Annotated in this window: 12 protein-coding genes; 9 read left to right on the top strand and 3 right to left on the bottom strand. The window is 64.5% G+C overall.

Annotated features, from left to right (window positions below; translation table 11 throughout):
- The first annotated feature begins 29 nt into the window (after positions 1–29).
- Positions 30–2,396 carry an efflux RND transporter permease subunit gene (locus CIT39_RS11575; protein WP_094975231.1) on the top strand — a complete coding sequence of 789 codons (2,367 nt, stop codon included), beginning with the start codon at positions 30–32 and terminating at the stop codon, positions 2,394–2,396.
- A gap of 112 nt (positions 2,397–2,508) precedes the next feature.
- Here the strand turns inward: CIT39_RS11575 and CIT39_RS11580 are convergent, their stop codons facing one another.
- On the bottom strand, positions 2,509–3,006 hold the full coding sequence (locus tag CIT39_RS11580) for a hypothetical protein (protein WP_094975230.1): 498 nt from the start codon (positions 3,004–3,006) through the stop codon (positions 2,509–2,511).
- Between the two features lie 458 nt (positions 3,007–3,464).
- On the opposite strand from CIT39_RS11580, the gene CIT39_RS11585 reads away from it, so the two are divergent.
- The 8 genes from CIT39_RS11585 to CIT39_RS11620 all read left to right on the top strand — a co-directional run bounded on the left by CIT39_RS11585 (position 3,465) and on the right by CIT39_RS11620 (position 10,439).
- The gene (locus tag CIT39_RS11585; protein ID WP_109853900.1) at positions 3,465–3,698 is read left to right on the top strand and encodes a hypothetical protein; all 234 of its coding nucleotides are present in this window, start codon (positions 3,465–3,467) and stop codon (positions 3,696–3,698) included.
- 191 nt (positions 3,699–3,889) lie between these two features.
- Positions 3,890–4,774, top strand: a complete 885-nt coding sequence (hpnC, locus tag CIT39_RS11590) for a squalene synthase HpnC (RefSeq protein ID WP_094975229.1) — start codon at positions 3,890–3,892, stop codon at positions 4,772–4,774.
- Positions 4,764–5,603: a presqualene diphosphate synthase HpnD gene (gene hpnD / locus CIT39_RS11595; protein WP_094975228.1), complete on the top strand. Its 840-nt coding sequence runs from the start codon at positions 4,764–4,766 to the stop codon at positions 5,601–5,603. Before hpnC ends, hpnD begins: the two co-directional genes overlap by 11 nt.
- Positions 5,603–6,859 (top strand): hydroxysqualene dehydroxylase HpnE, encoded by a 1,257-nt coding sequence (gene hpnE, locus CIT39_RS11600; protein ID WP_094975227.1) that lies wholly within the window; start codon positions 5,603–5,605, stop codon positions 6,857–6,859. The genes hpnD and hpnE overlap by 1 nt, the downstream gene beginning before the upstream one ends.
- Positions 6,860–6,923: 64 nt before the next feature.
- Positions 6,924–8,891 (top strand): squalene--hopene cyclase, encoded by a 1,968-nt coding sequence (gene shc, locus CIT39_RS11605; RefSeq protein WP_094975226.1) that lies wholly within the window; start codon positions 6,924–6,926, stop codon positions 8,889–8,891.
- 61 nt (positions 8,892–8,952) lie between these two features.
- Positions 8,953–9,636, top strand: coding sequence for a phosphorylase (locus CIT39_RS11610; RefSeq protein WP_334273133.1), 684 nt, complete (start codon positions 8,953–8,955; stop codon positions 9,634–9,636).
- Between the two features lie 148 nt (positions 9,637–9,784).
- Positions 9,785–10,060: an AbrB/MazE/SpoVT family DNA-binding domain-containing protein gene (locus CIT39_RS11615; protein WP_094975224.1), complete on the top strand. Its 276-nt coding sequence runs from the start codon at positions 9,785–9,787 to the stop codon at positions 10,058–10,060.
- Entirely contained in the window at positions 10,047–10,439 is a 393-nt protein-coding gene (locus tag CIT39_RS11620) for a type II toxin-antitoxin system VapC family toxin (RefSeq protein WP_094975223.1), read from the top strand. The genes CIT39_RS11615 and CIT39_RS11620 overlap by 14 nt, the downstream gene beginning before the upstream one ends.
- A gap of 840 nt (positions 10,440–11,279) precedes the next feature.
- On the opposite strand, the gene hpnH is transcribed toward CIT39_RS11620, so the two are convergent.
- The gene (gene hpnH / locus CIT39_RS11625; protein ID WP_094975222.1) at positions 11,280–12,440 is read right to left on the bottom strand and encodes an adenosyl-hopene transferase HpnH; all 1,161 of its coding nucleotides are present in this window, start codon (positions 12,438–12,440) and stop codon (positions 11,280–11,282) included.
- 36 nt (positions 12,441–12,476) lie between these two features.
- Positions 12,477–13,403 carry a 4-hydroxy-3-methylbut-2-enyl diphosphate reductase gene (gene ispH, locus CIT39_RS11630; RefSeq protein WP_094975221.1) on the bottom strand — a complete coding sequence of 309 codons (927 nt, stop codon included), beginning with the start codon at positions 13,401–13,403 and terminating at the stop codon, positions 12,477–12,479.
- Between the last annotated feature and the right edge of the window lie 95 nt (positions 13,404–13,498).

Consider the following 13,498-nt stretch of genomic DNA (forward strand, 5'->3'; position numbering starts at 1 on the left):
GACCGAGCCGATTAGGAACTGGATAAGGCATGCTCGAAAAGCACAGCGAGAATGAGGTTCATGTCGACAAGGTCGAGCAGGGACCTGCGTCCTCGATCGCCTTCGGGCTGGAGCGCATCGGGCTGATCGCCGTGCGGGCGCCGATCGTCTCCTGCATCGTCCTGCTCGTCCTGATCGTCGGCGCCGTGTTCGGCATCCACCGGATCAAGATCGACGATTCTCTGTCGCAGCTGTTTCGCTCCGATACCCGCGAGTTCAAGCAGTACGAAGAGGTGACCAAGAAGTTCCCGGCCGAGGAGTTCGACGTTCTCGTCGTGGTCGAGGGCAAGAATCTGCTGGCGCGGAACAACCTCGAGAAACTGCGTGACTTCGTGACCGATCTGCAACTGGTCGACGGCACGCGCGGTCTGGTCTCGCTGTTCTCGGCACGCCAGGCGCCGGCGCCGGGCAAGTTGCCGGCGGCGCTTTTCCCGGCCGAGCTGCCCGAGGGGGACGCGTATAACAAGTTCATCGAGACCGTCAAAAACAACGAGATCATCCGCGGCAAGCTGCTATCCGAAGACGGCACGCTGGCGCTGATCGTGCTCTCGCTCGATCCGGAAGTCGTCGGCTCCAACAAGCTGACCAAGACCGTCGCCGACATCCGCGCGTTGATGAAGGAAGACCTCGGCGAAACCGGGCTCAACGTGCAGCTCTCCGGCGTGCCGGTGATGCAGCTCGAGATCCGCAACGCGGTCGAGCGCGACGGGCTGACCTACAACATCCTCGGCATTCTCGCCGGCTGCATCATCGCGATCATCTTCTTCCGCAAGGTCTCCTTCATGGTCGCGGCGGCGTTCCCGCCGATGATCGCGATCCTGCTGGCGCTCGGTGCGCTCGGCTGGGCCAATTTCAATCTCAACATGTTCCTGAACGTGATGACGCCGCTCATCATGGTGATCAGCTTCTCGGACTCGATGCAGCTCACTTTTGCCGCGCGCGACCGGCTGATCGCAGGCCAGGACAAGTTCACCGCATTCAAGAACGCGGTGCTGGTGGTGGGCCCGGCCTGCGTGCTGACGCACGGCACCGCCGGCATTTCCTTCATCGCGCTGCAGTTCTCCGACTCCGATTTGATCCGGAAGTTCGGCGAAGCGGGCCTCGCCGCCACCATCATCGCGCTGGTCGCGGTGCTGTCGCTGGTGCCGGTGTTCGGCGTGCTGCTGGTGCGCAACGAGAAGCTGTTCGCGGTCAAGTTCCAGAGCGCGGATGCCGGCGTCCAGGCGCTGCGCAATTTCTGCTATTGGATCGCGGTGCGCATGGTCGGCCGCCCCGGCCTGTTCAGCCTGATCGCGCTGCTGTTCGTCGGCAGTCTCGGCATCGTCTATGCCAATCTCGAGCCGCGCTATCGCCTCGCCGACCAGGTGCCGGACAAGCGCCAGGCCGTTGCCGCCAGCGACCGGCTCGATGCCAAGCTCACCGGCGCCAACCCGGTCAACGTGCTGATCCAGTTCCCCAAGGGTGAATCGCTGTATTCACCAGAGACGTTGCAGACGATCGCGGACGTGCATTCGACCGTCGAGAAAACGGCCGGTGTCGGCAATGTCTGGTCGGTCGAGACCCTGCGCCGTTGGCTCGCGGAAAAGGCCGGCAACGCCGACGTCGCGACGCTGAAGGAATATATCAGCGTCATTCCCGAACATCTGGTGCGGCGCTTCATCGACGCCCAGCAGGATGCCGTGCTGGTCGCCGGCCGCGTGCCGGACAAGGATTCCAGCCAGCTCCTGCCGATCGTCGACAAGCTCGATGCCGAGCTCGACGCCGTCCGCAAGAAGCATCCCGGTTATGAGATCGCGGTGACCGGTCTCGCCGCCATCGCGGCGCGCAACTCGGCCAGCATGATCGAGAAGCTGAACCACGGCCTCACCATCGAATTCGCGCTCGTCGCGATCTTCATCGGATTGGCGTTCCGTTCTTGGGTCGTGATGTTCGCCTGCATCCTGCCGGGCATCTTCCCGGTGGTGATGTCGGGAACGGTGCTGTGGGCGATGGGCGAGGGGCTGCAATTCGCCAGCGTCGTCGCGCTCACCGTCTCGTTCGGCCTCGGCTTGAGCGCCACCATCCACTTCCTCAACCGTCTCCGGCTGGAGAGCAAACCGGGCGTGGGCTCGGCGCTTGCGGTGGAACGCGCGACCGTGCTGGTCGGCCCGGCGCTGATCCTGACCACAGTGGTGCTGGCCTGCGGCCTCGTCGTCACGGTGTTCTCCGATCTGCCGTCGCTGCGGCTGTTCGGCTGGCTCGGCGCCTTCTCGATGATCATGGCGCTGGTCGCCGACCTCTTCATCCTGCGGCCGACGGCGATGTGGCTGATCAACCTGCACGCCAGGTTGCAGGGGACCGACAAGCCGGCGATCTGAATTTGATCGCGACGAGCGACCATGCCTTGAGACAAGAAAAACCCCTGGCTCGAGAGAGCCAGGGGTTTTGATTTAAGGCGGTTTTGATTTGAGGCGTCGAAGCGGGAAGGCGTCAGCTCTTCGTCATGGTGATGTTGACGCCGCGGATCTCGCCCTTGGAAGAGATCTGCACCGTCTGCTTGCTGCCGTTGGTGCGCAGCGAGAGGTTGGCGGCAAAGCCGTTGGCCTCGACGAACACGTCGATCTGGCCGCCGCCGGCGGTGCCCTGGAGATTGCCGAAGATGTTGCGGCTGGACTCGCTCCAATTTCCGGAGATGCGCTCGCCCTGGCTCGTCACGTCGCTGGTGAGGTCGAACTTGTAGCTGTCGGAGGCGCAATGCAGCGCCTGCTTCAGATTGAGGCCGTGGCCTGCGACCTTGTAGTCGGCCTTGCAGCGAATGCGCTCGGTGGAGCCGTCGGACAGCGACACCGTGCCGGTGCCGCTCCAGGCGCCGTCAAAACCGGCAAAGGGGCCGGACGACTGAGCGTGGCCTGCCGAAACCGAGAAGAGCAGCGCCGCCCCGATGCCGGCCGCCTTGATTGCCAGTCCAGATCGCCCAAAGAATTTCATCTCAATATCCCGTTTTGGAACGACGCCCGCTTACGCGTGATAACGTCTCGCCACATCGAAAGTTTAGTGCTCCGAGCCAGTGTCAGGTTCAAAGGCCGGCCGCCAGAGATGGCGGTTCACGACGCCTCTTGCCAGACCTGGGGCGGCCGATTGCCCCTGTTTCGGTATGTTTCCGGCGGGAGAGGCAGGGCGGACAGATGCAGCTCTGCAACAGGTATGCAGTAAAACGCAGAGCTCCTAAATTATGACGTAGTATCAACCTCTTACATCTGCCAATGAAGGCGCGGGGAAGACCTGATTTGGTGGGCGTGGCGCCAATTTGGCCGCATTTGCCAGCGCTTGTGCCTTCTCTGAGGCCGCTACTCCGCGGCGACTTGCCACCAGAACAATCCGCTCCGGTCCTCCGCCCTGTGCAGTCCGGGTCCGGTGCGATTCTGCCGTCAGAATGAAGGAATACAATGCGTAAGCTTCTCGTCGCTCTCACCCTGCTGTCGGCATCCCTTTCGACCGCGGCATTCGCCCAGTCAGGGCGTGGCACGGATTCCGAGCAGAAGGCCTGCACGCGCGACGTGCAGAAGTTCTGCCGTCCGGTCATCGATCAGGGCGATTTTACCATCCTGGCCTGCCTCAAGGAGAACCGGGCCAAGATCTCGCAGGCCTGCGATCAGGTCCTGAAGAACCACAACCAGTAAGCTCGGCCATTGGCCCACAAAAGGCGGCCCCGGGCCGCCTTTTCGGGCTCGATCCGCAAGGGGCAGCCATCGAGAGACAGGATTGGTTTTGCGGTCGTATTCCCCTATATGGGGGCCGCGGCGGATCGCCGGCATGAGCCCGCGCGAGCGAAGAAGCCCTTCCTGTCCAAACGATTGTAAACCAGCCCTCGATGACCTCTGCGAGCGAATTGCGATCCGGCAAAGGTGACCGCGACGAGAATTTTCCCGTCGCGTCCTGGATCATTCATCCGCGTCATCGCGCCCTGATCCTGGCGTATTACAATTTCGTCCGCACCGCCGACGACATTGCCGATCACGCGACCCTGCCGCCCGATCAGAAGCTTAGCTATCTCGACCTGCTCGAGGCGGAACTGCTCGGCAAGGGCGACACCCAGGCTGAGGCCGTCATCTTGCGCCGTGCACTGGCCGAGCGCGGCATGGCGCCGCGCCACGCGCTCGACGTGCTGATCGCGTTCCGCATGGACGTGACCAAGCTGCGCTACGAGAATTGGGACGAGGTCATCCACTATTGCCGTTACTCGGCGATGCCGGTCGGCCGCTTCATGCTCGATGTCCACGGCGAGAGCACTTCGACCTGGGCCGCATCGGATGCGCTCTGCGCAGGCCTGCAGATCAACAATCACCTGCAGGATTGCGGCAAGGATTTCCGCGAGCTCAACCGCGTCTACCTGCCGCGCGATGCGCTGGCAGCACACGGTGCCTCGGTCGAGCAACTCGGGCTGTCGGAGTCGCCGCCGGCGATGCTGGCCTGCCTGCAGGGGCTTGCTGTTCGCAACGAAGCGCTGCTCGACGAGGGCAGGGCGCTCGCTGCGGAGATCCGGGATTTCCGTCTCGGCGTCGACGTCGCGGTGATCCAGGCCTATGCCGACCGCATCGTGCGCCTGTTGAAGGAGCGCGATCCCCTGCGCGAGCGGGTGCACCTGAACAAGTTCGAGCTGCTCGTGTTCAGCCTTGCCGGAATGTTCAGCGAGGCCGGCCGCCGCGCGATCGGACGCAAGGCCATTTCCAGACCGGGGACTGCACATGACGCTTGAGGCGACCGCGCCCGGCGCCGATTATGGCTCGAGCGCATCCGGTAGTTCGTTCTACGCCGCGATGCGCATCTTGCCGCATGACCAGCGCGAAGCGATGTTCCAGATCTACAGCTTCTGCCGCCAGGTCGACGACATCGCCGATTCCGACGGCCCGCGCGCGGAGCGGCTCGCCGCGCTTCAGGGCTGGCGCAACGACATCGACGCGCTCTACCAGGGCAATCCGCCGCCACGGCTGAAGGACTACGTCGCCTCGGTGAAGACCTTCGGCCTCAAGCGCGAGGACTTCCTCGCCATCGTCGACGGCATGGAGATGGACGTGCCGCAGGACATCCGCGCGCCCGACATGGCGACGCTGGATCTGTATTGCGATCGCGTCGCCAGCGCCGTGGGACGGCTGTCGGTGCGGGTGTTCGGCCTGCCGGAAGAGGACGGCATCGAGCTCGCGCATCATCTCGGCCGCGCGCTCCAGCTCACCAACATCCTGCGCGACATCGACGAGGACGCCGGCCTCGGCCGGCTCTATCTGCCGCGCGAGGCGCTGCTGCATGCCGGCATCACCTCCGACGACCCGAACCGCGTGATCACCGAGCGCGCGCTGCCCAAGGTCTGCCTGCCACTGGCGCAGCGCGCCAAGGCGTATTTCGAGAAGTCGGACGAGATCATGAACCGCAACAAGCGCCGCACGGTGCGCGCGCCGCGGATCATGTCGAAATACTATCATTCCATTCTGGATCTCCTGATCGCGCGCGGCTTCAACGCGCCGCGCCAGCCGGTGCGTGTGTCGAAGATCACGCGCATCCTGATCCTGCTCCGTTACGCTCTCATCTGATGCAAAACACAGCTCACATCATCGGCGCCGGAATTTCCGGCCTCTCCGCCGCCGTGCGGCTCGCCAATGCCGGCTTCAAGGTCGCCGTGCACGAGGCGACGCACCAGGCCGGCGGCCGTTGCCGCTCCTATTTCGACGGCGCCACCAATCTCACCATCGACAACGGCAATCATCTGCTGCTCTCCGGCAACAGCCATGCCCGCGCCTATGCGCGCGCGATCGGCACCGAGGCGGGCCTCGTCGGCCCCGAAAGCGCGCAGTTTCCCTTCGTCGACATCAAGACCGGGCAGCGCTGGCAGATCGATCTCGGCACCGGCCGGCTGCCGACCTGGGTGCTGGACGAGAGCCGCCGGGTGCCCGACACCGGACTCACCGATTATCTGAAGCTGGCGCCGCTGATCTGGGCGTCCGAGGACACGCTGGTCGGCAAGTCCATCCCTTGTGAAGGCGTGCTCTATCAGCGCCTGGTGCAGCCGCTGCTGCTGGCGGCGCTCAACGTCGATCCGCCCGAGGGCTCGGCCGGGCTTGCCGGCGCCATCGTGCGCGAGACGCTGCTTGCCGGCGGACAGGCCTGCCGTCCCCTGATTGCGCGCGACGGTCTCAGCACCGTGCTGATCGAGCCGGCCGTGAAGTTCTTGGGCGACCGTGGCCACACCGTTCAGCTCGGCCATGAGCTGCGGTCCTTCACCAGCACTGACGGCAAGGCCCGTGCGCTGAATTTCGGCGGCGAGGATGTGATCCAGCTGGGTGAGGGCGATGTCGTCGTAATGGCGGTGCCGCCGCGTGCTGCTGCGAGCCTGCTGCCGGGCATGAAGACTCCGACCGAATTCCGCGCCATCGTGAACGCGCATTTCCGGATTACACCGCCGCCGGGCTCGGCGCCGATCCTCGGCGTGATCGGCGGCGTCGTGGAATGGCTGTTCGCGTTCCCGAACCGGCTGTCCGTCACCATCAGCAACAGCGATCGTCTGGTCGACATGCCGCGCGAGGAACTCGCGCAGGCGATCTGGAACGACGTCTGCAAGGCCGGCGGCGTGTCCGGCGAGCTGCCGCCGTGGCAGATCGTGCGCGAGCGCCGTGCCACATTTGCGGCGACGCCGGCGCAGAATGCCCTGCGTCCGGGGCCGGTCACTGCGCTGAAAAACCTGTTCCTTGCAGGGGATTGGACTGCTACGGGATTGCCTGCAACCATCGAGGGATCGGTCCGGTCGGGTGATCGCGCCGCAGATCTGGTTATCGCCGCCAAAGGATCCTGAAAGGCGGCCCTGACGGGCAGACGCCCCGGCCAAATTCAATCGACTATCGGAGCAATCGAGCGAGATGGATTCCGTGAACGCGACCAGCCGCGAAGCCCCTCAGTCGGGCGTTTTGGAATCGAGCATTGCATCGGCGACGCGGGGCGTCCTCGGATTCCAGCAGCCCGACGGCCATTGGGTGTTCGAGCTCGAGGCCGACTGCACGATTCCTGCCGAGTACGTCCTCCTGCGCCATTATCTCGCCGAGCCGGTCGACACCGTGCTCGAAGCCAAGATCGCCAACTATCTGCGCCGCATCCAGGGCGCCCATGGCGGCTGGCCGCTGGTGCATGACGGCGAGTTCGACATGAGCGCCAGCGTGAAGGCTTACTTCGCGCTGAAGATGATCGGCGATCCCGTCGATGCCCCGCACATGGTGCGCGCGCGCGAGGCCATCCACGCCCGCGGCGGTGCCATTCACAGCAATGTCTTCACGCGCTTCATGCTCGCGATGTTCGGCGTTGTGACCTGGCGTGCGGTGCCGGTGCTGCCGATCGAGATCGTGCTGCTGCCGTTCTGGTCGCCGTTCCACATCAACAAGATCTCCTACTGGGCGCGCACCACCATGGTGCCGCTGATGGTGATCGCCGCGCTCAAGCCGCGCGCGAAGAACCCGAAGGGCGTCGGCATCGACGAGCTGTTCCTGCAGGATCCGCGCTCGATCGGCATGACTGCCAAGGCCCCGCATCAGAGCATGGCCTGGTTCCTGTTGTTTCGCAGCCTCGACGCGATCCTGCGCGTGGTCGAGCCGATGTTTCCGAAGAGCCTTCGCAAGCGCGCGATCGACGCGGCGCTCGCCTTCACCGAGGAGCGGCTCAACGGCGAGGACGGCATGGGCGCGATCTACCCGCCCATGGCCAACATCGTCATGATGTACGACGCGCTCGGCAAGGACGAGAACTTCCCGCCACGGGCGATCACGCGCCGGGGCATCGACAAGCTGCTGGTGATCAAGGACGACGAGGCCTATTGCCAGCCCTGCGTCTCGCCGGTGTGGGACACGACGTTGACGGCGCATGCGCTGCTGGAAGCCGGCGGCGACAAGGCGGTGCCTGCGGCGAAGCAAGGCCTCGACTGGCTGATCCCGAAGCAGGAGCTCGAGGTCAAGGGCGACTGGGCGGTGAAGCGGCCCGACGTGCGTCCGGGCGGCTGGGCCTTCCAGTACAACAATGCGCATTACCCCGATCTCGACGACACCGCCGTGGTGGTGATGTCGATGGACCGGATGCGCCGGGAGCACGGTGCGACCGGCTACGACGCCGCGATCGCCCGTGGCCGAGAGTGGATCGAGGGCATGCAGAGCGACGACGGCGGCTGGGCCGCCTTCGACGTCAACAATCTCGAATATTATCTGAACAACATCCCGTTCTCCGACCATGGCGCGCTGCTCGATCCGCCGACCGAGGACGTCACGGCGCGCTGCATCTCGATGCTGGCCCAGCTCGGCGAGACCGCGCAGACCAGCAAGCACGTGGCCGACGGGGTCGCCTACCTCAGGAAGACCCAGCACCAGGAAGGGTCCTGGTACGGCCGCTGGGGCATGAACTTCATCTACGGAACCTGGTCGGTGCTGTGCGCCCTCAACATGGCCGGCGTCCGGCACGATGACCCCATGATTCGCAAGGCCGCTAGCTGGCTGGCCTCGATCCAGAACGAGGACGGCGGCTGGGGCGAGGATGCCGTCAGCTACCGGCTCGACTACCGGGGGTGGGAGGCCGCTCCCTCGACCGCCTCGCAAACGGCATGGGCCTTGCTTGCCCTGATGGCGGCAGGCGAGGTTGATCACCCGGCCGTCGCCCGCGGGGTGGAGTACCTGATTGCAACACAAGACAAAAAAGGACTGTGGGACGAGCAGCGGTACACCGCCACAGGCTTCCCCCGCGTGTTCTATCTGCGGTATCATGGTTACCCGAAGTTCTTTCCGTTGTGGGCACTGGCGCGGTATCGGAACTTGCGGAACACCAACAGCAGGGTGGTAGGGGTCGGAATGTGACTTTGGGGACGGGGACTATCTTACCGCGGGCAATGCCATTGATCCGCGGCCGATCTTGATCGTGACCGGACTGGTTCAGGAGGCCCGCATCGCAGCCGGGCCGGGAATGGCCGTCATTTGTTCGTCCAGCAGTCCGACCCAGTTGCGGGCGCTGCTGACGGTGGTGGATCCAGAAACGATTCGCGGCGTGATCTCGTTCGGCGTTGCCGGCGGGCTCGACCCGAGCTTGCGCTCGGGTGATGTCGTGCTCGCGACCGAGGTGCTCTCCGGCGATGCCCGCTGGGCCGCAGGGTTGTCGCTCGGCGACGACCTCATCGACCGCCTGACCTCGGGCCGCCGCCGCGTCGTGCGCGGCAGCCTGGCCGGTGCCGAGGAGGTGGTCACCAAGCGCGCCTGCAAGGCGGCGCTGCATTCGGAGACCGGCGCCTCCGCCGTCGACATGGAAAGCCACATCGCGGCCGCCTACGCCGCCGAGGCCGGCTTGCCGTTCGCCGCGGTCCGCGTCATCAGCGATCCCGCCCACCGCGCCCTGCCGGCGCTCGCCCGCGCCGCCATCAAGCCGAACGGCCAGATCGACCTCGCCGCCGTGCTGTTCGGCATCGTGCGCAATCCGGCCGCGCTGCATGGACTGGTCTCGACCGGCATCGACTTCAACCGCGCCCTGCGGAGCCTGCGTGGCTGCCGGGATTATCTGATCGGGACGGAGCTGATCGAGAGCGAGGCGCTGGTGTCGAAGGCGGCCTGAGCGGGGTCTTTCGAACTGAGAGTAGAGGAAAGGCCCGGTCTTGCGACCGGGCCTTTTGTTTTGACCTGCGCGAACCTCGTCCGAGCCGCTTGAATGTGAGCCCGTCAACGCTTATCTTACATTCGTCTTACATCGGGAAGGTCAGGCCATGGCCGACACGGACAAGCTCACCACCATCGTCTCCACCAAGGGGCAGGTCATCCTGCCCAGCGCGATTCGTCGGCGGCGGGAGTGGAAGACAGGAACGCGGCTTACCGTCGAGGACACGCCGGAGGGCGTGCTGTTGAAGCCGGCGCCGGCCTTTGCAGCGACGCGGCCGGAGGATGTGTTCGGCGTCCTGGCGTACCACGGCAAGCCGAAGACGCTGGACCAGATGGACGCAGCCGTCCTTGCTGAAGCCAGGCGGCGGCATGATCGCGATTGATACTAATCTGATCGTCCGCTACCTGACCGGAGATCATGCCACCCAATCCGCACGTGCCCGCGCCTTGATCGACGGCGAGAGGGTCTTCGTTGCCGTCACGGTACTCCTCGAAGTCGAATGGGTGTTGCGAAGCGCGTACGGCTATCAAGCCGCGGCCGTCGTGCACGCGCTTCGTGTCTTCGCGGGGCTTCCGACCGTCACGATCGAGGACGGCGCGACGGTTGCAGCGGCTCTCGACCTTGTCGAGAGAGGAATGGATTTCGCCGATGCCCAGCATCTGACGAGGTCCGAACATTGCGAGGCCTTCGTCACTTTTGATCGCAAACTCGTCAAGGCGGCGAAACAGGCGGGCCATGAGGGGGTGCGCGAAGTATGGTGAGCGCATGGCGCGATGGTGAAGCCGCTTGTCCAAAAGACCCGTCGGGCAAAACACCTCGACACCCGTCAACCCCTCCTCGCAAAAATATTCCACTTTTCAGAATTTCGGATTTGTGGCATGAAGCGCTCATCCCGGCCCTGCCAGAGGGGCGCTTCGCGATCGTCACGAGATGCGGGTCGGGGTGCGGTGGACGCGGCAGCGCCGGCGCGAGAGGCGATGACAGGGCGGGCAACCGTGAGTCATGCGCATCGCGGGACGAACGGCGCGGTCACAGCGGTTTTGGTCGTCGCCGGGGGCGAGCACACGCTAGCTCCCGGCGATCAGGTCAAACCGTCCGCGGACGGAGAAGTCGTGTGGTCCTGACGCCCGCAGTCTGGTGTCAAGCCTTGCGGTGATGCGGCGGCCCGACCGGGTGCGCACATCGACCAGCCGCAACGCGACGGGGGCAATAGTGCATCGCTCCCCGAGGAGAGCACGAAGGACACCGTTAAAACCATCCGCGCAGGGAAGGCCGGGCGACCGGCGACACCTGTAGTCCACCCCGTGTGCGTTCTCCATGCACGCGGACCGCGGGTGCCGCCGGCGCCCGGCCTTCCCTGCGCCCTTTGGCCATCAATGGGGCGAAACGAACAGCAAAGCTCGGGCGAGATGCGCCGCGAGAATGCGAGTGCGTGTCTGCGATGAAGAGTGCTGATGGAAAAGCAAGCCGGTGCCACATACGCCGCTCGCAATGACGCTGGGTTGGACAGCCTGCCTCGAGCTCCACGAGACCTGCTTCGAAAGAAAAGGCCCGGTCGCGATCGCGGCCGGGCCTTCGTGGTGATAGTTGATTGCGGCCGCTTAAGCCGCCGTCGAAGCCTTCCGCGCCGCCTTCTCCTGCGCAGCGGCCGCCTCGTCCTGGCGGATCTCCGACAGCCGCTTCTGCACTTCCGACGAGAAGATGTACTGCGCCGGGCGCTGCTTGCTCATGTCGATCTCCGGCGCCATCGGACCGGTGGTCCTGATGCCGCGCAGCGACACCCACATCGCCTTCAGCGGGCTGTTGATGGCCGCGGTCGCCGCCGTCGGCTCGTAGCCGCAATGGGCCATGCAGTCGGCGCACTTCTCGTACTTGCCGGTGCCGTAGGTCTCCCAGTCGGTGGTGTCCATCAGCTCCTTGAAGGTCTTGGCGTAGCCTTCACCGAGCAGATAGCAGGGCTTCTGCCAGCCGAAGATGTTGCGCGCGGGCATGCCCCACGGCGTGCACTCGTATTCCTGGTTGCCGGCGAGGAAGTCCAGGAACAGGCCGGAATGCATGAAATTCCACTTCTTGCCCTTGCCCATTGCAAAGACGTCGCGGAACAGCTTCTTGGTCTTGGTGCGGTTGAGGAAGTGCTCCTGATCCGGCGCGCGCTCATAGGCGTAGCCCGGCGACATCGAGACGCCGACACCGAGCTCGACGGTGAGGTCGAGGAACTTCGCGATCTCCTCGGCCGGATGGCCGTCGAAGATGGTGGCGTTGACGTTGACGGTGAAGCCGCGCGCCTTGGCCGCCTTGATCGCGGACACGGCGCGGTCGAACACGCCCTTCTGCGACACCGCCTTGTCGTGATGCTCGCGCAGGCCGTCGAGATGGACGGAGAAGAACAAATACGGGGAGGGCTCGAACAGATCGAGCTTCTTCTCCAGCAGCAGCGCGTTGGTGCAGAGCGAGACGAACTTCTTGCGCGCCACGAGGCCGCGCACGATCTCGCCGATCTCCTTGTGGATCAGCGGTTCGCCGCCGGGGATCGCGACCATCGGCGCGCCGCACTCGTCGGCGGCGTCCCAGCACTCCTGCGCGGTCATGCGGCGGTTGAGGATCGCATCGGGATAGTCGATCTTGCCGCAGCCGACGCAGGCGAGGTTGCAGCGGAACAGCGGCTCCAGCATCAGCACGAGCGGGTAGCGTTTGCGGCCAAGCATCTTCTGCTTGAGCAGATAGGCGCCGATACGCATTTCCTTGAAGAACGGAATAGCCATTACGAGTTTCTTTCTGGGCTTCTGAATTCGGGTGGGTCAGCTCGCAGCCAATTGGGCCGGAAGCCGGAATTCGATGTTTTCCTCGCGGCCCGGCAACACCTGGACCTTGACCGGTCCGATTCGCCGCATCGCTTCGATCACGTCATCCACGAGTACCTCGGGCGCCGAAGCGCCGGCCGTAATGCCGACGTTCGCCGCATTCTTCAACCATTCCGGATTGAGCTCGCTGCCGTCGGCAATCAAATAACTCGCGACGCCGGCCTCGGTGCCGATTTCGCGAAGCCGGTTCGAATTCGAGCTATTGGCAGCGCCCACCACCAAGATCACGTCGACCAGCTTGCTCAAGTCCCTTACCGCAGATTGTCGGTTCTGTGTCGCATAGCAGATATCCCGGATATCCGGGCCTTGAATATCTGTAAAGCGGGCCAGAAGGGCCGAAATGATGTCTTTCGTGTCGTCGACCGACAAGGTGGTCTGGGTGATGTAGGCCACTGGCGTATCTGCCGGCAAATTCAGGGTCTTAACCTCTTCGACGCTTTGAACGAGCAGCACGGGGGCGGGAACCTGGCCCATCGTGCCCTCGACCTCGGGGTGGCCGGCATGGCCGATCAGGATCAGCGTGCGGCCCCTGGTGATGTACCGCTTCCCCTGATTGTGAACTTTCGTGACCAGCGGGCAGGTGGCATTGAGCACGGGAAGGTCGCGCGCGGCAGCCTCTTCCTCGACGCTGCGGGCGACACCATGGGCGCTGAAAACGGTCACCGCCTTCGGCGGCACCTCGGACAGCTCCTCGACGAAGATTGCCCCTTTGTTCTTCAGGCTCTCGACGACGTATTTGTTATGCACGATCTCGTGGCGCACGTAGACGGGCGGGCCGTACTTCTCCAGCGCCCGTTCCACGATCTCGATCGCACGCACCACGCCCGCGCAGAAGCCGCGCGGCTGCGCCAGATAAACTTCCATAGGACGCCCATCACGCAAGTTGCACCCATCCGCTTCGTAAGTCCCCGGCGGCACCCGATGCTGACCAAGGCGTTGCAATATCCGCACCATTGGTT

Origin of the sequence: Bradyrhizobium symbiodeficiens, from assembly GCF_002266465.3 — a bacterium.
Taxonomy (GTDB): Bacteria; Pseudomonadota; Alphaproteobacteria; order Rhizobiales; family Xanthobacteraceae; genus Bradyrhizobium; species Bradyrhizobium symbiodeficiens.